The organism is Actinoplanes sp. NPDC023801 (assembly GCF_040639655.1).
GTDB lineage: Bacteria > Actinomycetota > Actinomycetes > Mycobacteriales > Micromonosporaceae > Actinoplanes.
In genome coordinates this window covers 143,344-168,837 of the sequence record NZ_JBFAAI010000008.1, presented here as the reverse complement: position 1 = coordinate 168,837, position 25,494 = coordinate 143,344, and the positions used below count along the sequence as shown (strand labels likewise).

The 25,494-nt window shown below is 67.1% G+C and carries 23 protein-coding genes and 3 tRNA genes; all 26 read left to right on the top strand.

Going from position 1 to position 25,494, the window contains the following annotated elements:
• Nucleotides 1-81 precede the first annotated feature (81 nt).
• The 26 genes from AB0G04_RS17385 to rplW all read left to right on the top strand — a co-directional run bounded on the left by AB0G04_RS17385 (nt 82) and on the right by rplW (nt 25,489).
• Entirely contained in the window at nt 82-2,610 is a 2,529-nt protein-coding gene (locus tag AB0G04_RS17385) for a bifunctional diguanylate cyclase/phosphodiesterase (protein ID WP_360983116.1), read from the top strand.
• 93 nt (nt 2,611-2,703) lie between these two features.
• A tRNA-Thr gene (locus AB0G04_RS17380) sits at nt 2,704-2,776 on the top strand.
• Between the two features lie 48 nt (nt 2,777-2,824).
• Nucleotides 2,825-2,897, top strand: a tRNA-Met gene (locus tag AB0G04_RS17375).
• Nucleotides 2,898-3,006: 109 nt separating this feature from the next.
• On the top strand, nt 3,007-3,174 hold the full coding sequence (rpmG, locus tag AB0G04_RS17370) for a 50S ribosomal protein L33 (protein ID WP_014687739.1): 168 nt from the start codon (nt 3,007-3,009) through the stop codon (nt 3,172-3,174).
• Between the two features lie 134 nt (nt 3,175-3,308).
• Complete coding sequence (locus tag AB0G04_RS17365; protein WP_360983114.1) at nt 3,309-3,755, top strand: MaoC family dehydratase N-terminal domain-containing protein; 447 nt, start codon at nt 3,309-3,311, stop codon at nt 3,753-3,755.
• Nucleotides 3,755-4,150, top strand: coding sequence for a MaoC/PaaZ C-terminal domain-containing protein (locus AB0G04_RS17360; protein ID WP_360983112.1), 396 nt, complete (start codon nt 3,755-3,757; stop codon nt 4,148-4,150). Before AB0G04_RS17365 ends, AB0G04_RS17360 begins: the two co-directional genes overlap by 1 nt.
• Before the next feature lie 81 nt (nt 4,151-4,231).
• Nucleotides 4,232-4,304, top strand: a tRNA-Trp gene (locus AB0G04_RS17355).
• 108 nt (nt 4,305-4,412) lie between these two features.
• Entirely contained in the window at nt 4,413-4,778 is a 366-nt protein-coding gene (gene secE / locus AB0G04_RS17350) for a preprotein translocase subunit SecE (protein ID WP_360983110.1), read from the top strand.
• A 61-nt stretch (nt 4,779-4,839) separates the two neighbouring features.
• On the top strand, nt 4,840-5,550 hold the full coding sequence (gene nusG, locus AB0G04_RS17345) for a transcription termination/antitermination protein NusG (RefSeq protein WP_360983108.1): 711 nt from the start codon (nt 4,840-4,842) through the stop codon (nt 5,548-5,550).
• Nucleotides 5,551-5,708: 158 nt separating this feature from the next.
• Nucleotides 5,709-6,425, top strand: coding sequence for a 50S ribosomal protein L1 (gene rplA / locus AB0G04_RS17340; protein WP_360983105.1), 717 nt, complete (start codon nt 5,709-5,711; stop codon nt 6,423-6,425).
• Between the two features lie 93 nt (nt 6,426-6,518).
• Nucleotides 6,519-7,463 (top strand): ATP-binding cassette domain-containing protein, encoded by a 945-nt coding sequence (locus AB0G04_RS17335; RefSeq protein WP_360983103.1) that lies wholly within the window; start codon nt 6,519-6,521, stop codon nt 7,461-7,463.
• On the top strand, nt 7,460-8,158 hold the full coding sequence (locus AB0G04_RS17330; RefSeq protein ID WP_360983101.1) for a hypothetical protein: 699 nt from the start codon (nt 7,460-7,462) through the stop codon (nt 8,156-8,158). The genes AB0G04_RS17335 and AB0G04_RS17330 overlap by 4 nt, the downstream gene beginning before the upstream one ends.
• A 299-nt stretch (nt 8,159-8,457) precedes the next feature.
• Entirely contained in the window at nt 8,458-9,003 is a 546-nt protein-coding gene (gene rplJ / locus AB0G04_RS17325; RefSeq protein WP_360983099.1) for a 50S ribosomal protein L10, read from the top strand.
• A gap of 50 nt (nt 9,004-9,053) precedes the next feature.
• On the top strand, nt 9,054-9,437 hold the full coding sequence (rplL, locus tag AB0G04_RS17320; RefSeq protein ID WP_360983097.1) for a 50S ribosomal protein L7/L12: 384 nt from the start codon (nt 9,054-9,056) through the stop codon (nt 9,435-9,437).
• A 599-nt stretch (nt 9,438-10,036) separates the two neighbouring features.
• Nucleotides 10,037-13,477 carry a DNA-directed RNA polymerase subunit beta gene (locus AB0G04_RS17315; RefSeq protein ID WP_360983095.1) on the top strand — a complete coding sequence of 1,147 codons (3,441 nt, stop codon included), beginning with the start codon at nt 10,037-10,039 and terminating at the stop codon, nt 13,475-13,477.
• 92 nt (nt 13,478-13,569) lie between these two features.
• Nucleotides 13,570-17,463 (top strand): DNA-directed RNA polymerase subunit beta', encoded by a 3,894-nt coding sequence (locus tag AB0G04_RS17310; protein ID WP_360983093.1) that lies wholly within the window; start codon nt 13,570-13,572, stop codon nt 17,461-17,463.
• A gap of 99 nt (nt 17,464-17,562) precedes the next feature.
• Nucleotides 17,563-17,874, top strand: coding sequence for a hypothetical protein (locus tag AB0G04_RS17305; RefSeq protein WP_360983346.1), 312 nt, complete (start codon nt 17,563-17,565; stop codon nt 17,872-17,874).
• Nucleotides 17,875-17,937: 63 nt separating this feature from the next.
• The gene (locus AB0G04_RS17300) at nt 17,938-18,456 is read left to right on the top strand and encodes a hypothetical protein (protein ID WP_360983091.1); all 519 of its coding nucleotides are present in this window, start codon (nt 17,938-17,940) and stop codon (nt 18,454-18,456) included.
• 429 nt (nt 18,457-18,885) lie between these two features.
• Complete coding sequence (gene rpsL / locus AB0G04_RS17295) at nt 18,886-19,260, top strand: 30S ribosomal protein S12 (RefSeq protein WP_014440718.1); 375 nt, start codon at nt 18,886-18,888, stop codon at nt 19,258-19,260.
• Nucleotide 19,261: 1 nt separating this feature from the next.
• Nucleotides 19,262-19,732, top strand: a complete 471-nt coding sequence (gene rpsG / locus AB0G04_RS17290; RefSeq protein ID WP_360983089.1) for a 30S ribosomal protein S7 — start codon at nt 19,262-19,264, stop codon at nt 19,730-19,732.
• Between the two features lie 84 nt (nt 19,733-19,816).
• Complete coding sequence (fusA, locus tag AB0G04_RS17285; RefSeq protein ID WP_360983087.1) at nt 19,817-21,913, top strand: elongation factor G; 2,097 nt, start codon at nt 19,817-19,819, stop codon at nt 21,911-21,913.
• Nucleotides 21,914-22,031: 118 nt separating this feature from the next.
• Nucleotides 22,032-23,225 carry an elongation factor Tu gene (tuf, locus tag AB0G04_RS17280; RefSeq protein ID WP_093618762.1) on the top strand — a complete coding sequence of 398 codons (1,194 nt, stop codon included), beginning with the start codon at nt 22,032-22,034 and terminating at the stop codon, nt 23,223-23,225.
• A gap of 342 nt (nt 23,226-23,567) precedes the next feature.
• Nucleotides 23,568-23,876, top strand: a complete 309-nt coding sequence (gene rpsJ, locus AB0G04_RS17275; protein ID WP_007073037.1) for a 30S ribosomal protein S10 — start codon at nt 23,568-23,570, stop codon at nt 23,874-23,876.
• 10 nt (nt 23,877-23,886) lie between these two features.
• Nucleotides 23,887-24,546, top strand: a complete 660-nt coding sequence (gene rplC / locus AB0G04_RS17270; RefSeq protein WP_360983085.1) for a 50S ribosomal protein L3 — start codon at nt 23,887-23,889, stop codon at nt 24,544-24,546.
• Entirely contained in the window at nt 24,543-25,190 is a 648-nt protein-coding gene (gene rplD / locus AB0G04_RS17265; protein WP_360983083.1) for a 50S ribosomal protein L4, read from the top strand. The genes rplC and rplD overlap by 4 nt, the downstream gene beginning before the upstream one ends.
• On the top strand, nt 25,187-25,489 hold the full coding sequence (gene rplW, locus AB0G04_RS17260) for a 50S ribosomal protein L23 (protein WP_106315557.1): 303 nt from the start codon (nt 25,187-25,189) through the stop codon (nt 25,487-25,489). The genes rplD and rplW overlap by 4 nt, the downstream gene beginning before the upstream one ends.
• Nucleotides 25,490-25,494: the final 5 nt, after the last annotated feature.

Sequence of the window (25,494 nt, the reverse complement as noted above, 5' to 3'; positions counted from 1 at the left end):
ACACGTTGAACTTCGAATGGGCTTGATTCCCCGATTGCGCTAACGCGCCAGGCGGGTCGCGCCGGCTGGAGAGGAAGCTCGATGGTCATGCGTCCCGTGGCGAGACGATCCACCGCGCAACGGGCATGGCTCATCACCTATCCGCTGGCCATCTTCGCGATCATCTGCTCCACCGCGTTCTGGCTGCAGGACACCGACTGGTTCAAGCAGTGGCCCGCCGGGCTGCTCTTCTTCGTCATCTACCTCCTCGCCTACCGCGATGTCTTCAACATCGTCATCTGGCGTACCACCTTCCTCGTCGCCATCACCGACGTTCCGCTGGTGCTGGCTCTCTTCTACCTCCCACCGGTGATGGTCATCCTGGTGGTGGGTGGTGCGATCCTCGCTCAGCAACTGTGGTCCCGGGCCCAGCCGGCGAAGATGTGGTTCAACACCGCAAAGTCGGCTGCCGCCAACTCGGCGGCGCTGCTGGTGATCGCCGCCCTGCCGACCGTCCGCGGCGCCGGCCCCGGCACCTGGGGCATTCTCGCTCTCGGCGCCGGGACCGTCGCCATCGTCGAGCTGCTCAGCCTGGTCGGCGTGCTGAGCCTGGTGCAGGGTCTGCGGACCGGCCGCGACGCGCTGCGCGCGGGCCTGTCCGCCCTGGTCGTCACCGGCATCAACATCGTGGTCGGCCTGGTCTTCCTGGTCGCTCTGGAGGCCACGCCCTGGACCGCGCTGCTGCTGTCGATCCTGGTCGCCGCCCTGGTCATGATCCTCCGGTCCTACGCGGAGTTCTTCCGCCGCCACAAGACCCTCGCCGACGTCTACGAGCTCACCCAGGCGATGCGCGACGAGAGCAGCCGCAGCGGCCTGCCCGACGTGCTGCTCGGCCGGGTGCGCGCGCTCATGCAGTCGGAATACGCCACCCTCTGGCTCGCCCCGCAGGGCCGGCATCCGGAGGTCCTGCTCACCGCCCGGGTCGAGCACCGCGGCCTGCTGGACATCTCGCCCACCCCGGAAGAGGTGCGCGCCCACGCCCTGGAGAAGCAGGCTGCCACCGCGGTCGGCAGCCGTTTCGCCGGCACCGAGAACCTGCGGTCCGGTCTGCGGGCGGCCAAGCTCAAGGACGTCATCGTCGTCCCGCTGCGGTCGGGCCAGGCGACGATCGGCGCCCTGGAGGTGGCCAACCGGCTCGGCGACAACCGTACCTTCCGTGAGGCTGACGTGCAGGTTCTCGAGACGATCGCCGCACACGCCGCGGTCGCCGTGGAGAACTCGCGGCTCGTCGACCGGTTGCGTTACGACGCGTACCACGACCGGCTGACCGGCCTGCCGAACCGCCGCCGGGTGATCGACGCGCTGGCCGAGTCGGTGACGGTCCGGGCCGAGGACGAGGTCGTCGCGATCATGCTCTTCGACGTCGACGGCCAGCGGAACGTGAACGAGTCGATGGGTCACGCGGCCGGCGACAAGCTGCTGGTCGAGACCGCCGACCGGATCCGGGGCATCGCCGACCCGGGTGCCCTGGTCGGCCGGATCGGCGGCGACGAGTTCGTGGTCACCCTGCGGGCGCCGAGCATCGACGCCACCATCGAGATCGCCACCCGGATGCGGGAGCGGCTGCGCGGCCCGATGGCGGTGGGTTCCCTCACACTCGACGTGAACACAGCCGTCGGCGTCTCGGTCTATCCCGATCACGGCGCCGATCCGGAGGCTCTGCTGCAGCGGGCCGAGCTGGCCGCCAACGCCGCCAAGGTCCTGCCGTACGGCGTGCAGCCCTTCCACCCGGCCCTGGAGTCCCGTGCGGTGCGCCGTCTCGGTATCGCCGCCGACCTGCGCCGGGCTCTCGACAACGACCAGCTGGAGGTCTACTTCCAGCCCAAGGTGACGCTCGCCGACCGGCACGTGGTCGGTGTCGAGTGCCTGGCCCGCTGGGTGCACCCGGCACACGGCGAGGTCGCCCCGGAGGACTTCGTGGCGGTCGCCGAGCACACCGGCCAGCTCGCCCAGCTGACCGAGTCGGTGCTGGTGGCAGGGTTGCGCCGGTGCCGCGCCTGGGCCGACGCGGACCGGCCGCTGGCCATCGCGGTGAACCTGTCGGCGCGGATACTGCTCGACTCCCGCTTCCCGGAGCTGGTCCGGGAGTTGCTGGAGGAGCACGGTGTGGATCCCGGCCTGGTGACCTTCGAGATCTCCGAGCCGGGCATGCTCAGTGACATCGAGCGGGTTCTGCCGTCGCTCTACCGGCTGCGCGATCTCGGTGTGCGCCTGAGCGTCGACGACTTCGGCACCGGCGCCTCCTCGCTCGCCTATCTGCGGCAGTGGCCGGTGCACGAGGTGAAGATCGACGACAGCTTCGTGCAGGGCATGGCGACCGACTCCGGTGATCTCGCGATCGTCCGGGCCGTGATCGGACTGTCCCGTGAGTTCGGGCTCACCGTCGTGGCCGAGGGTGTGGAGAGTGAGCTGACGCTCGAGCTGCTCGAGGAGATGGGCTGCGAACTCGGCCAGGGTTACCTGTTCAGTCGCCCGCTGCCGTTCGAGCGCCTGGAGGCGTGGCTGAACGCTCAAACTGAGCCCGAGTCCACTCCCACCGGAGAGGTCCGGCGGCTGCGAGCGGTGATCTGAGCTGCAGTTTCCTGGGAAGGGGGGTACTGATTTCACCCCTTCTCCGGGGCCGTGTAGTCTTACTCCTGCAAGCGAGCGAGTGATCGCAAGCAAGCCCCCTTAGCTCAGTCGGCAGAGCGTCTCCATGGTAAGGAGAAGGTCTACGGTTCGATTCCGTAAGGGGGCTCTACCGGGTTCGTTCCGCCTGCCTGGCGCTGGACAGTAAACCTGGCTCGGCGGTGTAGCTCAGATGGCAGAGCAAGCGGCTCATAATCGCTGTGTCGCCGGTTCAAGTCCGGCCACCGCTACTCAACTTTCCTGTGGACCTCACCCGGGGCCCACTTTGCGAAGCGGCGGACCGAGCGTCTACGCTGGTTCGTCGTCAGATAGAAACCGTTAGCAGGAAGGCACCCCGCCGTGGCCAAGGCGACCGACGTCCGTCCGAAGATCACTTTGGCGTGCACGGAGTGCAAGGACCGGAACTACATCACCAAGAAGAACCGGCGCAACGACCCCGACCGTGTGGAGCTGAAGAAGTTCTGCCCGCGCGACGGGAAGCACACCCTGCACCGCGAGACGCGCTGAGCACTCGCAACACGAGCTTTCCAGAACGCCGCCCGGATCAGTCCGGGCGGCGTTTTGCTGTGCCGGCGGCATGCGAAATATTTCTGCACTGACAGTGCTATTACTGCGGGCCTCAGGACCGGTAGTTTGTGGACATGCCTCTTGACCAGTCCTTCGTCGGCCGCAGCTGGCCGCCCACCGAGCCATACCTGGTCGGCCGCGAGAAGATCCGGGAGTTCGCCCGGGCGATCGGCGCCACCGACGCTGAGTACCACGACCCGGAAGCCGCCCGGGCCCTCGGATACGCCGATGTGGTGGCCCCGCCCACCTTCCCGGTCGCGATCACGATGCCGGCCAGCCGTCAGGTCGTCGCCGACCCCGCGCTCGGCGTCGACTACAGCCGGGTCGTCCACGGCGACCAGCGGTTCGTCTACAGCCGGCCGGTCGTGGCCGGTGACGCCCTGGTGTGCGTCAACACGGTCGAGGACATCACCAGCCGGGGCGGGCACGAGTTCCTCACCACCCGCACCGACGTGACGACCGAGGCCGGCGAACCGGTCGTGACCGTCTGGTCGAAACTCGTGGTGCGAGGAGAGGGCTGATGACCGCAGAGCTGGAGCCGCAGACCTTCCGGGTGACCCGGGCCGATCTGATCCGCTACGCGGGCGCCTCGGGCGACTTCAACCCGATTCACTGGAGTGAGCGGATCGCGACCGATGTCGGGCTGCCCGGCGTCATCGCGCACGGCATGTTCACGATGGCCCTCGTGGGCCGCGCGGTCACCGCGTGGGCCGGTGCCGCGGACGCGGTCATCGAGTTCAGCGTGCGTTTCAGCCGTCCCGTCCCGGTACCCGACACCGACGAGGGCACCGAGGTCGTGGTGTCCGCGGCGGTCAAGGAGGTCACCGACGAGGGACACACTCGACTGAGCCTGACTGCGACATGCAACGGCGACAAGGTACTGTCCATGGCACAGGCGCTAGTCAGGAAGCGGTAACCCGGGTTGGGATAACGCCGGGCGTACCCGTACACTGGTGCGCCGTGGGGCACTGAAGTCGCGAGGCGACAGGTCCCGCGAAGGGGTGTAGCTCAATTGGCAGAGCAGCGGTCTCCAAAACCGCAGGCTGCAGGTTCAAGTCCTGTCACCCCTGCGCAACCCTCCTCGACGTGCCCGGCCGGTGCGCGGTCCGCACAGCTTCCGCTCCCGGTCGGGTTCTGAAAGGAACATCCAGAACCACCGACGACGGAAGTAGGGCGAAGTGGCCGAGAAGGACCGGCCCGGTGACGACGTCCCGGGCGACGACGAGCTGCTCGCCGACGCTGCCGCCGGTGACGACGTTCCGGATGATGACGACGCGCTGGTGAGCGCGGGCGGTGGGACCGCCCTCGCGGAGCGCACCAAGGACGAGAGCCCGAGGCCCAAGAAGTCCGGCCGGGGCCCGATCGGCCGGATCGGTGGTTTCTTCCGTGAGGTCACCAGCGAGCTCCGCAAGGTCATCTGGCCGACGCGCAAGGAGCTCCTGACCTACACCGGTGTGGTCATCGTCTTCGTGGTGGTCATGACGGCTCTGGTGGCCGGTCTGGACTACGGGTTCGGTAAGGCGATCCTCTGGGCGCTGGGCTAGTCCTGCGCGGCTGAGGCCCGGCGATCCTGAACCAAAAGACCTTATTTGGAAGTGAGCGAGCGTGCCTGAGTACGACGACGAGACCGCGCAGTTTGCTGACGAGCAGTCGTCGCTGGACACCGACGAGTCGGTAGAGGCGGCCGCTCCGGCCGTGGCCCAGGCGCCCGAGGCTGACGAGGAGTACGACCCCGTCAAGGAGCTGCGGCAGAAGCTGCGGTACGCGCCCGGCGACTGGTACGTGGTGCACTCCTACGCGGGTTACGAGAACAAGGTCAAGACCAACCTCGAGACCCGGATCACCAGCCTCGACATGGAGGAGTTCATCTTCCAGGTCGAGGTGCCGACCCGCGAAGAGGTCGAGGTCAAGAACGGCAAGCGCAACCAGGTGCAGGCCAAGGTCTTCCCGGGCTACATCCTGGTCCGGATGGACCTGACCCCGGAGTCCTACTCCTGTGTGCGCAACACCCCCGGCGTGACCGGCTTCGTCGGTGCCACCGACCGGGTCGACCGGCCGGCGCCGCTCTCCCTCGACGAGGTGCTGAAGTGGCTGGCCCCGGCCGTGCAGGCCGAGGAGAAGAAGACGAAGCCCGAGGTCAAGGTTCTCGACTTCGAGGTTGGCGACTCGGTCACGGTGACCGACGGCGCGTTCGCCTCGCTTCCGGCCTCGATCAGCGAGATCAACGCCGACCAGCAGAAGCTCAAGGTCCTGGTGTCGATCTTCGGCCGGGAGACCCCGGTGGAGCTCAACTTCAACCAGGTCACCAAGATCTGAATCCCGCTTCCGAGGCCAGGTCATCAGGATCTGAGCCTCGGATCCCGGACCCGGGTCACCAAGATCTGATCGCCGGAACCCCGGCGATGTCAGTGGGAGGGGCCGCGCGCCGAAAGCGCGTCATGTGGCCCCGCCATCTACCACAGGAGTAAAGAGAAATGGCACAGCGCAGCAAGGCGTACCGCGCCGCTGTAGAGAAGATCGACGTCGCGAAGCTCTACGAGCCGAAGGACGCGATCGCCCTCGTCAAGGAGACCAACCCGGTCAAGTTCGACGCCACCGTCGAGGTCGCGATGCGCCTCGGTGTCGACCCGCGTAAGGCCGACCAGATGGTCCGTGGCACGGTCAACCTGCCGCACGGCACCGGTAAGACCGCCCGCGTCATCGTGTTCGCCCAGGGCGCGAAGGCCGAGGAGGCCGTCGCGGCCGGCGCCGACGAGGTCGGTACCGACGAGCTCGTCGCCCGGATCCAGGGTGGCTGGCTGGACTTCGACGCCGCGATCGCGACGCCGGACCAGATGGCCAAGATCGGCCGGATCGCCCGGATCCTCGGCCCGCGTGGCCTCATGCCGAACCCGAAGACCGGCACCGTCACCATGGACGTGACCAAGGCCGTCAACGAGATCAAGGGCGGCAAGATCACCTTCCGGGTGGACAAGCACTCCAACCTGCACGTGATCATCGGCAAGTCGTCGTTCGCGCCGGAGCAGCTGATCGACAACTACGCCGCCGTGCTGGACGAGATCCTGCGGGCCAAGCCGTCGGCGGCCAAGGGCAAGTACCTGAAGAAGGTCACCGTCGCCACCACGATGGGCCCGGGCATCCAGATCGACCCGAACGTGCACAAGAACCTGCGCGGCGAGGCCGGCGCCTGACATTCAGTCCGACGAACCCCCGGGGACTTCCCCGGGGGTTCGTCGTATTTCCGGGCCTGCGTTGCCGGCGAGGTCTGTGGCAGGCTGTCGGCCGTGCGTTTCGACAAGGTCCGGTTCCGGTACGCCCGCCGAGCTCCGTGGACGCTGCACGACGTCGGCGCCACCGTCGAACCGGGCCGCACGATCGTCGTCCTCGGCCGCAACGGCGCCGGCAAGTCCACGCTGCTCCAGCTGGCCGCGGGCGTGCTCCGGCCGACCGGCGGCGAGATCAGGGACCGCCCGGCCGTGATCGGCTGGGTCCCGGAGCGCTTCCCGGCCGCCCAGCCTTTCACCACCCTCGGCTACCTGCGTTCGATGGCCGAGATCCGTGGCCTGCCCGCCGGTGCCGCCGACCGGTGGATCGAGCTGCTCGGCCTGGCGGGGCACGCCGGTACCCCGCTGCCGGAGCTCTCCAAGGGCACCGCCCAGAAGGTCGGCCTTGCGCAGGCGTTGCTCGCCCCGCCCGGCCTGCTGGTTCTCGACGAGCCGTGGGAAGGTCTCGACGCCCCGTCCCGGGTGCTGATCCCGCAGATCGTCGCCGAGGTGACAGCGGGCGGGGGAGCGGTGCTGGTCAGCGACCACCGGGGTGAGATCGCGAACCTGCCCGGCGCCCTGCACTGGACGGTCGCGGACGGCACCGTGCACATCTCCCCGCCCGATCCCGCCACGGAGCCCCGCCGCACCTCCCCAGCGAATCTCGCCCTCTCCGGCGCGGCCGTAGGGACCGAGGCCGGCACAAGTCTCGCCCTCCCCGATACGGGCGCCGGGGCCGGCGCGGATCTCGCCCTCTCCGGCGCGGGGAGCGGGATCGGCGAGGACGAGGTGGTGATCGAGGTGGCGGTGCGCCGGAACGAGGCGGCCTCCGCGGTGGACCGGCTGCGTGCGGCCGGTCACCGGGTCACCGGGGTCCGAGAGCCCCGGCCCGCTGCGGTACGGGAGAAGCACGCGGCCCGGTCCGAGAGCGCGTCACGCGTACCCGGGAAAGGGGAGGAGCGATGACCGCGCTGATCCGGATGCGGCTGGCCGGCTTTCTGCGCGGCGGGCGGGCGGCCGCCCCGCTGATCGCTCTGCTGGCGGTCCTCTCCGTCCTCTACGGCGGTGGCCGGTCGTCAGCCTCGTCCGCTTACGGGTATTCCGCCGTCTGTCTCTTCCCGATCCTGGCCTGGCTCACGAAGCTGCTGCTGGACACCGAGCCCGATGCCCAGCGCCGGCTGGCCCGCCTGGCCGTGGGCCCGGTCCGGGAGGCCGTCGCCGGGCTGCTGGCGGCCACCTTCGTCGCGGCGGTGGTCTGCGTGCTGGCGATGCTGACTCCGTGGGTGTTCGGTGCGATCGAGGGCCCGAGACCGGGATCGCTGGAGCCGAGCCTGGCGGCGGGAGTGCTCCTGGGTGTTCTTGCGCACATCCTGTCGGCGCTCGCTGCGATGGCGCTCGGCGCCGTGGCCGCCCGTTCGGTGACCAGGCGAGTGCTGCCCGGGGTGGCTGTCCTGGTCAGCGGGTCGATCCTGGCGATCGTGTTGGGTCTGAGCGGTTCGATAGCTCCGTGGCTGGTCCCGCCGGTGATGGCGACGGCCCGTGCGCTCGGCGGACGGGTGGCGCCGACGACGGGCACGCTGGTCCTGCTCACCGGCTGGACACTGCTGTGGGCCGGGGTGGTCCTGGCCGGTTACGCCCGTCTGCGCCGAGGGCGATCCTGACCTCCCGAAACGGACGGGAGCGGGCCGATTTGGCTTCGACGGCTCGTCCGCGTACGCTGACATCTCGAAGTTCCACCCATAGACCGCTGGTCGCCGCAGCATTCGTCGTCACGCCGAATGCCGCGGCCGAAGGTCCCGCTGAAAGCGGGCGACCCGTGCAGGGGAGAACGGTTCGTGAGATTTAAGCCGCGTCCGTGCGCGCGTTTTGAAATCCGCCCCGTGCCCCTGCGCCGGGGCGTTTTGCTTTTTCTTTTGCGGACCCTCTCGACCAGTGGCTGAAGCACTGAGAGAGGAGGGACATGGCGGACAAGCCGGTCCGGGCCGACAAGGCTTCGGCTGTGGCCGAACTCACGGACAACTTCCGTGCGTCGGGAGCCACCGTGTTGACCGAATACCGCGGCCTCACCGTTAAGGAGCTCACTGAGCTCCGGCGGTCGCTGGGCGGCGAGAACAAGTACACCGTCGCCAAGAACACGCTCGCGAAGCGTGCCGCGGCTGACGCGGGTATCGAGGGTCTCGACGCGCTGTTCACCGGTCCTACCGCGCTCGCCTTCGTGAACGGTGATGTGGTCGAGGCGGCCAAGGGCCTTCGTGCCTTCGCCAAGGCTCACCCCGTTCTCGTCATCAAGGGCGGTGTCTTCGAGGGCAAGGCCATCACGGCGGACGATGTCAACAAGCTTGCTGACCTCGAGTCCCGTGAGGTGCTGCTGGCCAAGCTGGCCGGCGCCATGAAGGCGAACCTCAGCAAGGCCGCTGCCACGTTCCAGGCGCCCCTCACCAAGACGGTGCGCACGGTCGAGGCTCTGCGGGCGCAGCGCGAGCAGGCCGGTTCCGCTGAGGCCTGAGCCTCGCGTGAACCGTTAAACGTCAAAAGTTCTTAGGAAAGGTTGCCACCATGGCGAAGATCAGCACCGAAGACCTGCTCGAGGCCTTCAAGGAGATGACCCTCATCGAGCTCTCCGAGTTCGTGAAGCAGTTCGAGGACGTCTTCGACGTCAAGGCTGCCGCTCCCGTCGCGATCGCCGGCCCGGCCGCCGGTGGCGCTGCCGCCGAGCCCGAGGCTGAGAAGGACTCCTTCGACGTTGTCCTCGAGGGCGACGGTGGCAAGAAGATCCAGGTCATCAAGGTCGTGCGTGAGCTGACCGGCCTGGGCCTCAAGGAGGCCAAGGACGCCGTCGAGTCCGCCCCCAAGGCGATCCTCGAGGGTGTCAACAAGGAGAAGGCCGAGGCCGCCAAGGCCAAGCTCGAGGGCGAAGGCGCGAAGGTCACCCTCAAGTGATCTGACGCTCCACAGCGTTCTGCTTCGATGGCGGAGGCCCGTTACGGGTCTCCGCCGTCGTCGTTCCTGATGTTGTCCGGGCAGCTCATGGCGTCCCTCGTGGAGTGTCATCGGCTGGCACGGCAAAGGCTGTCAAAGCTCGCGAACCATGCGTTATGGTCCGTTTGGTGCGTCAGGCGGATGACCGCGGCTGTCCGACCCGCGGCACAGCCCTTGACTGTGTGTCGGCGGGCAGGCACGCTGACATCAGCAAGTTTCCGCGCTTGCGACAGCCGCCCTATGGGTAACGGTGGTTCACCACCGATACCCGTCGGACCGGCACCAGAGGAAACGCCGCGTATCTGAGCGGCCCCGTCACGGCACTGACCGCGGATGCGCAGGTCAGCGGCGGCGGGGACACGTTCCGCAGGCCACCTCAGGTGTGGGGCTGGACAGCGGTTAGCCGAGCGGCTACACTGCTAGTTTGCGCTGCCTTCTGCCTTGCCTTCGACTGAGATATCCATGTGGATAACTCTCTTGGGGGCTCATTGGAGTGCACGCAGACCAGTTGCACCAGCAACTCAGCCGCATAGCAGCACCGGTCCTCGGAAGGACGCATCTTGGCAGCTTCCCGCCCTGCGAAGACCAGCCGTACGTCGAGCGCTTACGCACCCCGCCGGGTCTCTTTCGGCCGGATCACCGAGCAGCTAGAGGTCCCCAACCTCCTTGCCCTCCAGACGGACTCGTTCGACTGGCTGGTCGGCAACGAGTCTTGGCAGGCCCGGACGACGGACGACCCGCACGCCAACTCGGGCCTCGCAGAGATCCTCGAAGAGATCAGTCCCATTGAGGACTTCTCCGGCACCATGTCGCTGTCCTTCTCATCTCCGCGCTTCGACGAGGTCAAGGCCTCGATCGAGGAGTGCAAGGAGAAGGACCTGACCTACTGTGCCCCGCTGTTCGTGACCGCGGAGTTCACCAACAACACCACTGGCGAGATCAAGAGCCAGACCGTGTTCATGGGTGACTTCCCGATGATGACCCCCAAGGGGACGTTCGTCATCAACGGCACCGAGCGGGTCGTGGTGAGTCAGCTCGTCCGTTCGCCGGGCGTGTACTTCACCAAGGAGCCGGACAAGACCTCCGACCGCGACCTCACCAGCGTCAAGGTCATCCCGAGCCGGGGTGCCTGGCTGGAGTTCGACATCGACAAGCGCGACACGGTCGGCGTCCGTATCGACCGCAAGCGCCGGCAGGCCGTCACGGTCCTGCTCAAGGCGATCGGTTGGTCCGCCGACCAGATCCGTGAGCGGTTCGGCTGGTCCGAGCTGCTCATGACGACGCTGGAGAAGGACCACATCGCCGGGCAGGACGAGGCCCTGCTAGACATCTACCGCAAGCTGCGCCCTGGCGAGCCGCCGACGCGCGAGAACGCGCAGACCCTGCTCGACAACCTCTTCTTCAACCCGAAGAGGTACGACGTCGCCAAGGTCGGCCGTTACAAGTTCAACAAGAAGCTCGAGATCGACGTCCCGATCGTCCGGGGCACGCTCTCCGAGGAAGACATCGTCAAGACCGTCGACTACCTCTGCCGGCTGCACGCCGGTGAGGACGGTTACGAAGCGGACGACATCGACCACTTCGGCAACCGGCGTCTGCGTACGGTCGGCGAGCTCATCCAGAACCAGGTCCGCGTCGGCCTGTCCCGGATGGAGCGCGTCGTCCGCGAGCGGATGACGACCCAGGACGTCGAGGCGATCACGCCGCAGACCCTGATCAACATCCGGCCGGTCGTGGCCGCGATCAAGGAGTTCTTCGGCACCTCGCAGCTGTCGCAGTTCATGGACCAGACCAACCCGCTCGCGGGTCTGACCCACCGTCGCCGCCTGTCGGCGCTCGGCCCGGGTGGTCTGAGCCGTGAGCGGGCCGGCTTCGAGGTCCGCGACGTGCACCCGTCCCACTACGGCCGGATGTGCCCGATCGAGACTCCGGAAGGCCCGAACATCGGCCTGATCGGTGCGCTCTCGACGTTCGCGCGGGTCAACCCGTTCGGCTTCATCGAGACGCCGTACCGGAAGGTCGTCAACGGTGTCGTCACCGACGAGGTGCACTACCTCACCGCTGACGAGGAAGACCGGTTCATCAAGGCCCAGGCGAACGCTGTGTTGTCGAGTGACAACACCTTCGCCGAGGACCGCGTCCTGGTCCGCCGTAAGGGCGGTGAGGTCGACTACGTGCCCGGCACCGAGGTCGACTACATGGACGTCTCGCCGCGGCAGATGACCTCCGTCGCGACCGCGATGATCCCCTTCCTCGAGCACGACGACGCCAACCGTGCCCTCATGGGCGCGAACATGCAGCGTCAGGCCGTGCCGCTGGTCAAGGCCGAGTCGCCGCTCGTCGGTACCGGTATGGAGTACCGCGCCGCGGTCGACGCCGGTGACGTGGTCGTCGCCGAGGTCTCCGGTGTGGTCGAGGACCTGTGCGCCGACTACGTGACGGTGCACCAGGACGACGGCCACCGCCGGACCTACCTGCTGCACAAGTTCCGCCGCAGCAACGCCGGCTCCTGCGTCAACCAGAAGCCGGTCGTCTTCGAGGGTGACCGCGTCGAGGCCGGCCAGGTCATCGCCGACGGTCCCTGCACCGACGAGGGCGAGATGGCGCTCGGGCGCAACCTGCTCGTCGCGTTCATGTGCTGGGAAGGCCACAACTACGAGGACGCGATCATCCTGTCGCAGCGCCTCGTGCAGCAGGACGTCCTCACCTCGATCCACATCGAGGAGCACGAGGTCGACGCCCGTGACACCAAGCTCGGCCCGGAAGAGATCACCCGCGACATCCCGAACGTCAGCGAAGAGATGCTGGCCGACCTGGACGAGCGCGGCATCATCCGGATCGGTGCCGAGGTCGTCCCCGGCGACATCCTGGTCGGCAAGGTCACGCCCAAGGGTGAGACCGAGCTGACCCCGGAGGAGCGCCTGCTGCGCGCCATCTTCGGTGAGAAGGCCCGGGAGGTCCGGGACACCTCGCTGAAGGTTCCGCACGGCGAGACCGGCACCGTCATCGGTGTCCGGACGTTCTCCCGCGAGGACGGCGACGAGCTGCCCCCCGGCGTGAACGAGCTGGTCCGGGTGTACGTCGCCCAGAAGCGGAAGATCCAGGACGGTGACAAGCTCGCCGGCCGCCACGGCAACAAGGGCGTCATCTCCAAGATCCTGCCGGTCGAGGACATGCCGTTCCTCGAGGACGGCACCCCCGTCGACATCGTGCTCAACCCGCTCGGTGTGCCGTCGCGTATGAACATCGGCCAGGTTCTGGAGACCCACCTCGGGTGGATCGCCAAGACCGGCTGGTCGGTCGACGGCGAGGACGAGGCTTGGAAGCGTCAGCTCCGCTCGATCGACGCCCACGAGTCCCCTGCTGACAGCAACGTCGCGACCCCGGTCTTCGACGGTGCCCAGGAGGAGGAGATCAAGGGTCTGCTCGAGTCGACGCTTGTCAACCGCGACGGTAAGCGGCTGGTCAACGGCGACGGCAAGGCGCAGCTGTTCGACGGTCGCTCCGGTGAGCCGCTGCCGGACCCGATCTCGGTCGGCTACGTCTACATCCTGAAGCTGAACCACCTGGTCGACGACAAGATCCACGCTCGGTCGACCGGTCCGTACTCGATGATCACGCAGCAGCCTCTGGGTGGTAAGGCCCAGTTCGGTGGCCAGCGGTTCGGCGAGATGGAGTGCTGGGCCATGCAGGCCTACGGCGCCGCTTACGCGCTGCAGGAACTGCTCACCATCAAGTCCGACGACGTCCTCGGCCGAGTGAAGGTCTACGAGGCCATCGTCAAGGGCGAGAACATCCCGGAGCCGGGAATCCCGGAGTCGTTCAAGGTGCTTCTCAAGGAGCTCCAGTCGCTGTGCCTGAACGTCGAGGTGCTGTCCAGCGACGGTGTTGCTCTTGAGATGCGTGAGACCGACGACGAGGTCTTCCGGGCCGCGGAGGAACTCGGTATCGACCTGTCCCGGCGCCCGAACGAGGGCGTCAGCAGCGTCGAAGAGATCTGACGGAAGCGGCCCCGGGACTTCGTGAGGAGTACCGGGGCCGCACCCGCCGGCCTTGAATTCACCCGAGCAACGAAACACGAGGGATAGTCCAAGTGCTCGACGTCAACTTCTTCGACGAGTTGCGCATCGGCCTTGCTACCGCTGACGACATTCGGCAGTGGTCGCACGGCGAGGTCAAGAAGCCCGAGACGATCAACTACCGCACCCTCAAGCCCGAGAAGGACGGACTCTTCTGCGAGAAGATCTTCGGTCCGCAGCGGGACTGGGAGTGCTACTGCGGTAAGTACAAGCGTGTCCGGTTCAAGGGCATCATCTGTGAGCGCTGTGGCGTCGAGGTGACCCGTTCCAAGGTCCGGCGTGAGCGCATGGGCCACATCGAGCTGGCCGCTTCCGTCACGCACATCTGGTACTTCAAGGGCGTCCCGAGCCGGCTGGGCTATCTGCTCGACCTGGCTCCCAAGGACCTCGAGAAGATCATCTACTTCGCCTCGTACGTGATCACGAGCGTTGACGCCGAGTCGCGTCACCGTGACATGTCCACCATCGAGAACGAGATCTTCGCCGAGAAGCGCCAGTCCGAGAACGGCCGTGACTCCGAGATCGAGAAGCGGGCCGCCAAGCTGGAGCAGGACCTCGCCGAGCTCGAGGCCGAGGGTGCCAAGGCCGACGTGCGCCGCAAGGTCAAGGAAGCCGGCGAGCGCGAGATGCGCCAGATCCGGGACAAGGCGCAGCGTGAGATCGACCGCCTCGACGAGGTGCTCGACACCTTCCGCAAGCTCGACTCGAAGCAGCTGGTCACCGACGAGCTGCTCTACCGCGAGCTGCGTGACCGCTTCGGTGAGTACTTCACCGGCGGCATGGGTGCCGAGGCCATCAAGGCGCTGCTCCAGAACATGGATCTGGACGCCGAGGCGGAGAACCTCCGGGAGATCATCCGTAGCGGCAAGGGCCAGCGGAAGATCCGGGCGCTCAAGCGGCTCAAGGTCGTCGCGGCGTTCCTGAACACCCGCAACTCGCCGCTCGGCATGGTCCTGGACTGCGTTCCGGTCATCCCGCCGGACCTGCGCCCGATGGTGCAGCTCGACGGTGGCCGTTTCGCGACCTCCGACCTGAACGACCTGTACCGCCGGGTCATCAACCGGAACAACCGCCTTAAGCGTCTGATCGACCTCGGTGCCCCCGAGATCATCGTGAACAACGAGAAGCGGATGCTCCAGGAGGCCGTCGACGCGCTGTTCGACAACGGCCGCCGTGGCCGGCCGGTCACCGGTCCGGGTAACCGCCCGCTGAAGTCGCTCTCCGACATGCTCAAGGGCAAGCAGGGCCGGTTCCGTCAGAACCTGCTCGGCAAGCGCGTGGACTACTCCGGTCGTTCCGTCATCGTCGTCGGCCCCCGGCTCAAGCTGCACCAGTGCGGCCTGCCGAAGCAGATGGCGCTGGAGCTGTTCAAGCCGTTCGTGATGAAGCGCCTGGTCGACCTGAACCACGCGCAGAACATCAAGTCCGCCAAGCGGATGGTCGAGCGTCAGCGCCCGGTCGTGTGGGACGTCCTCGAAGAGGTCATCTCCGAGCACCCGGTTCTGCTGAACCGTGCTCCGACTTTGCACCGTCTCGGCATCCAGGCCTTCGAGCCGCAGCTGGTCGAGGGCAAGGCGATCCAGATCCACCCGCTCGTCTGCACCGCGTTCAACGCGGACTTCGACGGTGACCAGATGGCGGTCCACGTGCCGCTGTCGGCCGAGGCCCAGGCCGAGGCCCGGATCCTGATGCTGTCGTCGAACAACATCCTCAAGCCGGCTGACGGCAAGCCGGTCACCATGCCCACCCAGGACATGGTCATCGGTCTGTACTACCTGACCCACATGACGCCCGGTGCCAAGGGCGAGGGCCGGGTGTTCAGCTCCGACGCCGAGGCGCGGATGGCGTTCGACGCGGGCGAACTGCACCTGCAGGCTCCGGTGAGGATCCGGCTGCGTGAGGTCGTCGGTGTCGACAACGGTGCCAAGGGTGAGACCTGGGTGCCGGCGGAGGACTGGGTCGAGGGTGACCCGGTGCTGGTCGAGACCACCCTGGGCCGCGTCATCTTCAACGAGACGCTGCCCCCGGGCTACCGGTACGTCAACTACGAGATCCGCAAGGGTCAGCTGTCGGCGATCGTCAACGACCTCGCCGAGCGCTTCCCCAAGGTCGCCCTGGCCGCGACCCTGGACGCGCTCAAGGAGGCCGGCTTCCACTGGGCCACCTGGTCCGGTGTGACGATCGGTATGGGCGACGTCATCGCCCCGCCGCGCAAGCCGGAGATCCTCGCTCGCTACCAGGGCGAGGCCGACCAGATCGACAAGCAGTACCAGCGTGGTCTGATCACGTCCGAGGAGCGCCGTAGCGAGCTCATCGACATCTGGACCAAGGCGACCAACGAGATCTCCAAGGAGATGGAGACCGCGCTGCCGCAGGAGAACCCGCTCTGGGTCATGATCAACTCCGGCGCTCGCGGTAACCTCCTCCAGCTCCGGCAGATCGCCGCGATCCGTGGTCTGGTGGCCAACCCCAAGGGTGAGATCATCCCGCGGCCGATCACCTCGTCGTACCGCGAGGGTCTGACCGTTCTGGAGTACTTCATCTCCACGCACGGTGCTCGTAAGGGTCTTGCCGACACCGCGCTGCGTACCGCCGACTCGGGTTACCTGACCCGTCGTCTGGTGGACGTCTCGCAGGACGTCATCATCCGCGAGGAGGACTGCGGCACCGAGCGCGCGATCCCGATGGCGGTCACCGACCCCGAGCGGGTCGACGGCAAGCTGGTCGTGCACGTGCACGCCGAGACCGGCGTGCACGCCCGGACGCTGGCCGACAACATCGACGACGCCAACGGCAACCGCGTGGCGTCGCGTGGCGACGACCTCAACTCGATCATGGTGGACGCGCTCGTAGCGGCCGGCGTCGAGACGGTCCGGGTGCGCAGCGTGCTGACCTGTGAGTCGAAGCTCGGCGTGTGCGCGGCCTGTTACGGCCGTTCGCTGCCGACCGGCAAGGCGGTCGACATCGGCGAGGCGGTCGGCATCATCGCGGCCCAGTCGATCGGTGAGCCCGGCACGCAGCTGACGATGCGTACCTTCCACACCGGTGGTGTCGCGGGTGAGGACATCACCCAGGGTCTGCCGCGTGTCCAGGAAATCTTCGAGGCCCGTGTGCCCAAGGGCAAGGCGCCCATCGCCGACACCCCGGGACGCGTGCGGATCGAGGACGGCGAGCGCTCGCGGAAGATCATCGTGGTGCCGGACGACGGCAGCGAGGAGATCGTGTACGACAAGATCTCCAAGCGCGTCAAGCTGCGCATCCCGGACGGCGGCCACGTCGGCGTCGGCGAGAAGCTCACCGAGGGCACCATCGACCCGCACGAGCTGCTGCGCATCATGGGCCCGCGCGCGGTCCAGGTCCACCTGACCAGTGAGGTCCAGGAGGTCTACCGCTCGCAGGGTGTGCTCATCCACGACAAGCACATCGAGATCATCATCCGCCAGATGCTCAAGCGGGTGACGGTCATCGACTCCGGCGCGACCGAGTTCCTTCCGGGAATCCTGGTCGACCGGGCGCTCTTCGAGTCGGAGAACCGCCGGCTCGTCGGCGAGGGTGGTGAGCCCGCCGCCGGTCGTCCGGTGCTGATGGGTATCACCAAGGCCTCGCTGGCGACCGACTCCTGGCTCTCGGCGGCCTCCTTCCAGGAGACCACCCGGGTGCTCACCGACGCTGCGATCAACTCGCGCAGCGACTCGCTGGTGGGCCTCAAGGAGAACGTCATCATCGGTAAGCTCATCCCGGCCGGTACCGGTATCTCCAAGTACCGCAACATCCGGGTCGAGCCGACCGAGGAGGCCAAGGCCAAGGTGTACTCGATGACCGGGTACCCGGAGACCGACTACGGCTTCGGGCCGGCCAGCGGGCAGGCCGTGCCGCTGGACGACTTCGACTTCGGGTCGTACCGCTAAGGGTTTCTCCACATGGGGCGGTCGCGCATTGCGCGGCCGCCCCATGGGCGTTCCTAAGATGGGTTGGTGACTCTTCCCGCCGTGCCCACCCGCCACCCGATGGACCCGGAACCGGTGCCGTCGACGAAGGCGCGGGCCGTCTTCGCCCTCGGTCTCGTGGGACTGCTCACCGGCCCACTGATCGGTGGGGTGATCCCTGCCACGCTGGCGTTGCTTTTGGCCCGTCAGGCAGCGCGTGAGGCGTATGCGGCGGGCGGCTATCTGTCCGGGTCGGCATGGATCCGGCGGGGGCGCGGGCTGGCCTGGGCAGGTCTGGTGCTGGCCGTCGGCGCACTGGTGGTGTTGCTGATCGCCGGGCTTCTGCACCTGGCGGCGGCGCCCGGCCAGGATTTCGCCCCCGGTACCGACTGAGCCGGTTACGGTGGTCGCCGGGGCGGGCTGCAATCGGGCCCGTACGGGTGACATGCTTTTCGTATGACGCAACCCCCGGGTTCGCCGTACCCACCGCCGTACGGCCCACCACCGGTTCAGTACGGCGCCCCGCCGCCGTCCTACGGTTATGGGCCCCCGCCTCCGCCGCGGCCCGCCACGGGCTGGCAGCCGGAGCGGGTCGACCAGGTGACCGGCACGGGGTTCGGTCTGGTGCACCTGCAGGTGGCTCCGATCACGTCGGGTCCGGCCATCGGTTCGCTGGTCGCCGGGATCGGTGCGATCCTCGTCGCTCTGGCGGCTCTCTGCTTCGGCCTGACCGGGGCCGAGGACGGGTGGGGCGGCTGGATTGCCGGAGCGTTCACCCTGCTCAGCGTGCTGGCCTGCGCCGGCGCAGTGACCGCCGGGTTGATCGGCCGGCGGCAGATCTCGCGGCCTCCGCAGCCGGGCCGCGTCCGCTTCACCGGCCGTGGGCTGGCAACCGGCGGGATTGTCTGTGGTATCGCCGGTGCCGCACTGGCGCTGCTGTCGCTCGGACTGGGGCTGGCGTTGCAGTTGTCGTGAGCCTCCGGAGCCCTTCGGCGGGGGGTCCGGAGCTGAGATCTGGCACCGCGAGGATGGCACGCAGGAGTACCCGGTACACTGGTATACGGAGATGTCCATCGTGGGAGCCTGGGCTCATTTTGACCTGGGTGCGCATGGTGGGTAGTCTTTCCCCTCGTGCCCGGGCTCGCCCGGGCAACTCGTGCGTGCACCCGTTTCGGAACGTGCGACGGGTTAGAGCACCACGACGGGCAGGGCTCGGTGAAGGGCCCTGTTCACACAGACAACATCCGGAGCGCGTGAACCTTCACGCGTGATGGGACCGTGAGCCGGACGACACGCCCGACCGCGGGTGCGGGACACTCCCCACCGGGGAGAGCTCGCACACAGAGGCAGAAATACACGGTGCGGCCGTAAACAGGAAGCGGCCGAAGGGAGCGGAGAAACCCGGTGCCCACGATCCAGCAGCTGGTCCGCAAGGGCCGCCAGGCGAAGACGAGCAAGACGAAGACGCCGGCGCTGAAGGGAAGCCCTCAGCGGCGCGGCGTGTGCACGCGCGTGTACACCACTACCCCCAAGAAGCCCAACTCTGCGCTGCGCAAGGTCGCTCGTGTGAAGCTGAGCAGCCAGATCGAGGTGACGGCGTACATCCCGGGCGTCGGCCACAACCTGCAGGAGCACTCGATCGTGCTCGTGCGTGGCGGTCGAGTGAAGGACCTTCCGGGCGTCCGCTACAAGATCGTCCGCGGTTCGCTTGACACCCAGGGTGTCCGCAACCGCAAGCAGGCCCGCAGCCGTTATGGCGCGAAGAAGGAGAAGAGCTGACATGCCGCGTAAGGGACCCGCTCCGCGCCACCCTGTGGTCGCAGACCCGGTGTACAACTCCCCGCTGGTAACGCAGCTGGTCAACAAGATCCTCACCGGCGGCAAGCGTCAGCTCGCCGAGCGCATCGTGTACGGAGCCCTGGAAGGTGCCCGCGAGAAGAGCGGCACCGACCCCGTGGTCATCCTGAAGCGCGCCATGGACAACGTGAAGCCGACCCTCGAGGTCCGCAGCCGCCGCGTCGGTGGCGCGACCTACCAGGTTCCGGTCGAGGTCCGCACCCCGCGTCAGACCACCCTCGGTCTGCGCTGGCTGGTCCAGTACTCCAAGGCCCGCCGCGAGAAGACCATGATCGAGCGGCTGCAGAACGAGCTGCTCGACGCCAGCAACGGCCTCGGTGCCGCTGTGAAGCGTCGCGAGGACACCCACAAGATGGCGGAGTCCAACAAGGCCTTCGCGCACTACCGCTGGTAAGACCCTGCTGAGGGCCCGGCATTCGCCGGGCCAAGGCATTCGTACCGGTCCTAGAGACGACGACGAAGAAAAGTAGGGATGGAAGTGGCCGCCGCAGACGCGCTCGCCAAGGTTCGCAACATCGGCATCATGGCGCACATCGACGCTGGTAAGACCACGACGACCGAGCGGATCCTGTTCTACACCGGCATCACGTACAAGATCGGTGAGGTCCACGAGGGCGCCGCCGTCATGGACTGGATGGAGCAGGAGCAGGAACGCGGTATCACCATCACCTCCGCCGCCACGAAGTGCGAGTGGAAGGGCTACACGATCCAGATCATCGACACGCCCGGCCACGTCGACTTCACGGTCGAGGTCGAGCGGTCGCTGCGCGTGCTCGACGGTGCGGTCGCGGTTTACGACGGCGTCGCCGGCGTAGAGCCGCAGACCGAGAACGTCTGGCGTCAGGCGGACAAGTACCACGTTCCCCGGATGTGCTTCGTCAACAAGCTCGACCGGACCGGTGCGGACTTCTTCCGCTGCGTGCAGATGATGATCGACCGGCTGAACGCCACGCCGCTCGTGCTGCAGATCCCGATCGGGCTCGAGGGCGACCACATCGGCGTCGTCGACCTGATCGAGATGAAGGCGCTCACCTGGCGCGGGGAGACCCAGAAGGGTGAGGACTACGCGATCGAGGAGATCCCGGCCGACCTGGTCGACTCCGCGAACGAGTGGCGCGAGAAGCTGATCGAGACGCTTGCCGACGTCGACGACGCCGTGATGGAGAAGTACCTCGAAGGCGAAGAGGTCTCGATCGACGAGATCCGGGCCGCCATCCGGCGCGCCACGATCGCCAGCAAGGCCAACCCGGTCCTGTGCGGCTCCGCGTTCAAAAACAAGGGCGTTCAGCCCATGCTCGACGCGGTCGTCGACTTCCTGCCGTCGCCGCTGGACGTTCCGGCGATCGAGGGCACGGCCACCGACGGCGAGACGCCGATGCTCCGCAAGCCGTCGAACGACGAGCCCTTCTCGGGTCTGGCGTTCAAGATTCAGACGGACAAGCACCTCGGCAAGCTGACCTATGTACGGGTCTACTCCGGCACGCTCGACTCCGGTTCCCAGGTGGTCAACTCCACCAAGGACCGGAAGGAGCGGATCGGCAAGATCTACCAGATGCACGCGAACAAGCGTGAGGAGCGGTCGACGGCGCAGGCCGGCGACATCATCGCGGTGCAGGGTCTCAAGCAGACCACCACCGGCGACACGCTCAGCGACCCGGCGAACCCGGTCATCCTGGAGTCGATGACCTTCCCGGAGCCGGTCATCCAGGTCGCCATCGAACCGAAGACCAAGTCGGACCAGGAGAAGCTGGGCACCGCGATCCAGCGTCTGGCCGAGGAGGACCCGACCTTCCGCGTCTTCAACGACGAGGAGACCGGGCAGACCATCATCGCCGGCATGGGCGAGCTCCACCTCGACATCCTCGTCGACCGCATGCGGCGCGAGTTCAACGTCGAGGCGAACATCGGCAAGCCGCAGGTGGCGTACCGTGAGACGATCCGCGGCACCGTGGAGAAGCACACGTACGTCCACAAGAAGCAGACCGGTGGCTCGGGCCAGTACGCGAAGGTCGTCGTCAACGTCGAGCCGCTGTCGCTCGAGGCTGACGGCCCCACATACGAGTTCGTGAACGCCGTGTCCGGTGGTCGCATCCCCAAGGAGTTCATCCCTTCGGTGGACGCGGGCGCGCAGGACTCCCTCCAGTACGGCGTCCTCGCCGGCTACCCGCTCGTCGGCGTGAAGTTCACGCTGGTCGACGGTCAGTACCACGAGGTCGACTCGTCCGAGATGGCGTTCAAGATCGCCGGCTCCATGGCGATGAAGGAAGTGGCCCGCAAGGCCGACCCCGCGCTGCTGGAGCCGATGATGGCCGTTGAGGTCACCACCCCTGAGGACAACATGGGTGACGTCATCGGCGACCTCAACTCCCGCCGCGGCCTGATCCAGTCGATGGAGGAGCGCTCCGGCGCCCGCGTCGTCAAGGCTCTGGTTCCGCTCTCGGAGATGTTCGGCTACGTCGGCGACCTCCGGTCGAAGACTGCGGGCCGGGCGAGCTACAGCATGCTGTTCGACTCCTACGCCGAGGTTCCCGCGAACGTGGCTAAGGAGATCATCGCTAAGGCCACCGGCGCCTGACGCGTTGAGGCACGTGCGGTCCGTCGAGGACCGCACGTGCACTGGCAGTCGACAGAGTCCTGAGCGCCTTATCGGCGTGCCGGGCGAAAAGTAATGATCAGTCCACAGGAGGACACCAGTGGCGAAGGCGAAGTTCGAGCGGACTAAGCCGCACGTCAACATCGGCACCATTGGTCACATCGACCACGGTAAGACGACGCTGACTGCGGCCATCACGAAGGTCCTGCACGACGAGTTCCCGGACCTGAACCCGTACACCCCGTTCGACGAGATCGACAAGGCGCCGGAGGAGAAGGCCCGCGGCATCACGATCTCGATCGCGCACGTCGAGTACCAGACCGCGGCGCGTCACTACGCGCACGTGGACTGCCCCGGCCACGCCGACTACATCAAGAACATGATCACCGGTGCCGCCCAGATGGACGGCGCGATCCTGGTCGTGGCCGCCACCGACGGCCCGATGCCGCAGACCAAGGAGCACGTCCTCCTGGCCCGCCAGGTCGGCGTTCCGTACATCGTCGTCGCCCTGAACAAGAGCGACATGGTCGAGGACGAGGAGCTCCTGGAGCTCGTCGAGCTCGAGGTCCGCGAGCTGCTCAGCACCTACGAGTTCCCGGGCGACGACCTGCCGGTCGTGCGCGTGTCGGCGCTCAAGGCGCTCGAGGGCGACCCGGAGTGGACCGGCAAGCTCCTCGAGCTGATGAACGCGGTCGACACCGCGATCCCGCAGCCCGAGCGTGAGACCGAGAAGCCGTTCCTCATGCCGATCGAGGACGTCTTCACGATCACCGGCCGTGGCACCGTGGTGACCGGTCGCGCCGAGCGCGGCATCCTCAAGCCGAACGAGGAGGTCGAGATCGTCGGTATCCGCGAGAAGTCGACCAAGACCGTCTGCACCGGCATCGAGATGTTCCGCAAGCTGCTCGACGAGGCCCGCGCGGGTGAGAACGTCGGTCTGCTGCTCCGCGGCATCAAGCGCGAGGACGTCGAGCGCGGCATGGTCGTCGTGAAGCCGGGCACCACGACTCCCCACACGGAGTTCGAGGGCCAGGTCTACATCCTCTCGAAGGAGGAGGGTGGCCGGCACACCCCGTTCTTCCAGAACTACCGGCCGCAGTTCTACTTCCGTACCACGGACGTCACCGGCGTCGTCACGCTGCCCGAGGGCACCGAGATGGTCATGCCCGGCGACTCCACCTCCATGTCCGTGAAGCTGATCCAGCCGATCGCCATGGAGCAGGGCCTGAAGTTCGCGATCCGTGAGGGTGGCCGCACCGTCGGCGCCGGAACGGTCACGAAGATCAACAAGTGAATGAGGGTTTCGACCCTCAGGTGACCCCGATTGGTAATGCCGGATTCAATCCGGCATACTAGTCAGGTTGCGTCCGCGCGGGGTGGGTAGCCGTTGGCAGCTAGCACTGCTCTATGGTTACCCACCCTCGCCGGGTGTCCGGGTGTGTTCCGTTTGCCGCCCGACACCACAGATCCCCGTGATCGACTGGAGTGCTTGCACTCTGCCTGGGCTCCATCGGCCCGGAGGCGCGACACGCCCGACCGCGGGGGTCGGACAACGCAGGACCAACCGTCCTGCGGGCATGCGGAGGTTACCCGCTTCCGCAGGTAGCGGCATCGAGAGAAGGAAACAGAAGCCACCATGGCGGGACAGAAGATCCGCATCCGGCTCAAGGCCTATGACCACGAGGTCGTCGACTCCTCGGCGCGGAAGATCGTCGAGACGGTGACGCGTACCGGGGCGCAGGTCGCGGGCCCGGTGCCGCTGCCCACGGAGATCAACCGTTTCTGCGTGATCCGTTCGCCGCACAAGTACAAGGACTCGCGCGAGCACTTCGAGATGCGCACGCACAAGCGTCTGATCGACATCATCGACCCGACTCCGAAGACGGTCGACTCGCTCATGCGCCTCGACCTGCCGGCTGGCGTCGACATCGAGATCAAGCTGTAGGGACCGGACAATGGACAGGCAAGTTAAGGGGATCCTGGGCGCCAAGCTCGGCATGACCCAGGTCTGGGACAACAACAAGGTCGTCCCGGTAACCGTGGTGCAGGCCGGCCCGTGCGTCGTGACCCAGGTCCGCACCCATGAGAAGGACGGCTACGCGGCTGTCCAGCTGGCGTACGGCGCGATCGACCCGCGGAAGGTGAACCAGCCGGAGAGCGGCCAGTTCGCCAAGGCCGGCGTTTCGCCGCGCCGCCACATCGTCGAGCTGCGCACCGTTGACGCGAGCGAGTACGAGCTCGGCCAGGAAGTCACCGTTGACACGTTCGCGGTCGGCCAGCCGATCGACGTGACCGGTAAGACCAAGGGCAAGGGCTTCGCCGGTGTCATGAAGCGGCACGGCTTCCACGGTCTGCGCGCCAGCCACGGTGTCGAGCGCAAGCACCGCTCGCCCGGCTCGATCGGCGCCTGCGCCACTCCGGGCCGTGTCTTTAAGGGCCAGAAGATGGCCGGTCGCATGGGTGGCAAGCGCTTCACCGTGCAGAACCTGGTCATCCAGGCCGTCGACACCGAGCGCAACCTGATCCTTGTCCGCGGCGCGGTGCCCGGCCCCAAGGGTGGGCTGATCCTTGTCCGTACCGCGGCGAAGAAGACCGTGAAGGGCGGTGCCAAGTGAGCTCGGTTGACGTGATCAACGCTGAGGGCGCCAAGGCCGGCTCGGTCGACCTGCCCGCCAACGTCTTCGACGTCCAGGCGAACATCCCGCTGATGCACCAGGTCGTCGTAGCGCAGCTGGCCGCGGCCCGTCAGGGCACGCACAAGACCAAGACGCGCGGCGAGGTCGCCGGTGGCGGCAAGAAGCCGTACAAGCAGAAGGGCACCGGTCGCGCCCGTCAGGGCTCGATCCGCGCGCCGCAGTTCACCGGTGGTGGCGTCGTGCACGGTCCCGTGCCGCGCGACTACAGCCAGCGGACCCCCAAGAAGATGAAGGCCGCCGCTCTGCGTGGCGCCCTCTCCGACCGGGCCCGTGACGGCCGCGTGTTCGTCGTCGAGTCCTTCGTCACCGGCGAGAAGCCGTCGACCAAGGCCGCCGTCGCGACGCTGCGCAAGGTCGCCCAGACCACCAAGGTTCTGGTCGTTCTGGACAGCCAGGACGAGCTGAACTGGGTGTCGCTGCGGAACGAGCCGACCGTGCACCTCATCGAGGCCGGCCAGCTCAACACCTATGACGTGCTGGTCGCCGACGAGGTGGTCTTCACGAAGGTCGCGCTCGACGAGTTCCTGGGCGGGGCCGAGAAGTCCGAGGAGGGCGACAAGTGAGCACGATCGCCGACCCGCGCGACATCATCGTCGCCCCGGTGGTCTCCGAGAAGAGCTACAGCGTTCTCGACCAGAACTGGTACACGTTCGAGGTCCGTCCGGACGCGAACAAGACCCAGATCAAGATCGCGATCCAGCAGATCTTCAACGTCCGCGTGCTGACCGTGAACACGGCCAACCGTGAGGGCAAGCGCAAGCGCACCCGCAGTGGCTGGGGGCAGCGCAAGGCCACCAAGCGCGCGATGGTGAAGCTGGCTGACGGTGACCGTATCGAGGCCTTCGGCGGCCCGGTCAGCTAAGGGGT

Coding starts and splice junctions, on each gene's coding strand:
- AB0G04_RS17385 (WP_360983116.1), top strand. CDS start 82: ATGGTCATGCGTCCCGTGGCGAGACGATCCACCGCGCAACGGGCATGG.
- AB0G04_RS17365 (WP_360983114.1), top strand. CDS start 3,309: ATGCCTCTTGACCAGTCCTTCGTCGGCCGCAGCTGGCCGCCCACCGAG.
- AB0G04_RS17360 (WP_360983112.1), top strand. CDS start 3,755: ATGACCGCAGAGCTGGAGCCGCAGACCTTCCGGGTGACCCGGGCCGAT.
- rplA (WP_360983105.1), top strand. CDS start 5,709: ATGGCACAGCGCAGCAAGGCGTACCGCGCCGCTGTAGAGAAGATCGAC.
- AB0G04_RS17330 (WP_360983101.1), top strand. CDS start 7,460: ATGACCGCGCTGATCCGGATGCGGCTGGCCGGCTTTCTGCGCGGCGGG.
- rplJ (WP_360983099.1), top strand. CDS start 8,458: ATGGCGGACAAGCCGGTCCGGGCCGACAAGGCTTCGGCTGTGGCCGAA.
- rplL (WP_360983097.1), top strand. CDS start 9,054: ATGGCGAAGATCAGCACCGAAGACCTGCTCGAGGCCTTCAAGGAGATG.
- AB0G04_RS17305 (WP_360983346.1), top strand. CDS start 17,563: ATGGACCCGGAACCGGTGCCGTCGACGAAGGCGCGGGCCGTCTTCGCC.
- AB0G04_RS17300 (WP_360983091.1), top strand. CDS start 17,938: ATGACGCAACCCCCGGGTTCGCCGTACCCACCGCCGTACGGCCCACCA.
- rpsG (WP_360983089.1), top strand. CDS start 19,262: ATGCCGCGTAAGGGACCCGCTCCGCGCCACCCTGTGGTCGCAGACCCG.
- rpsJ (WP_007073037.1), top strand. CDS start 23,568: ATGGCGGGACAGAAGATCCGCATCCGGCTCAAGGCCTATGACCACGAG.
- rplC (WP_360983085.1), top strand. CDS start 23,887: ATGGACAGGCAAGTTAAGGGGATCCTGGGCGCCAAGCTCGGCATGACC.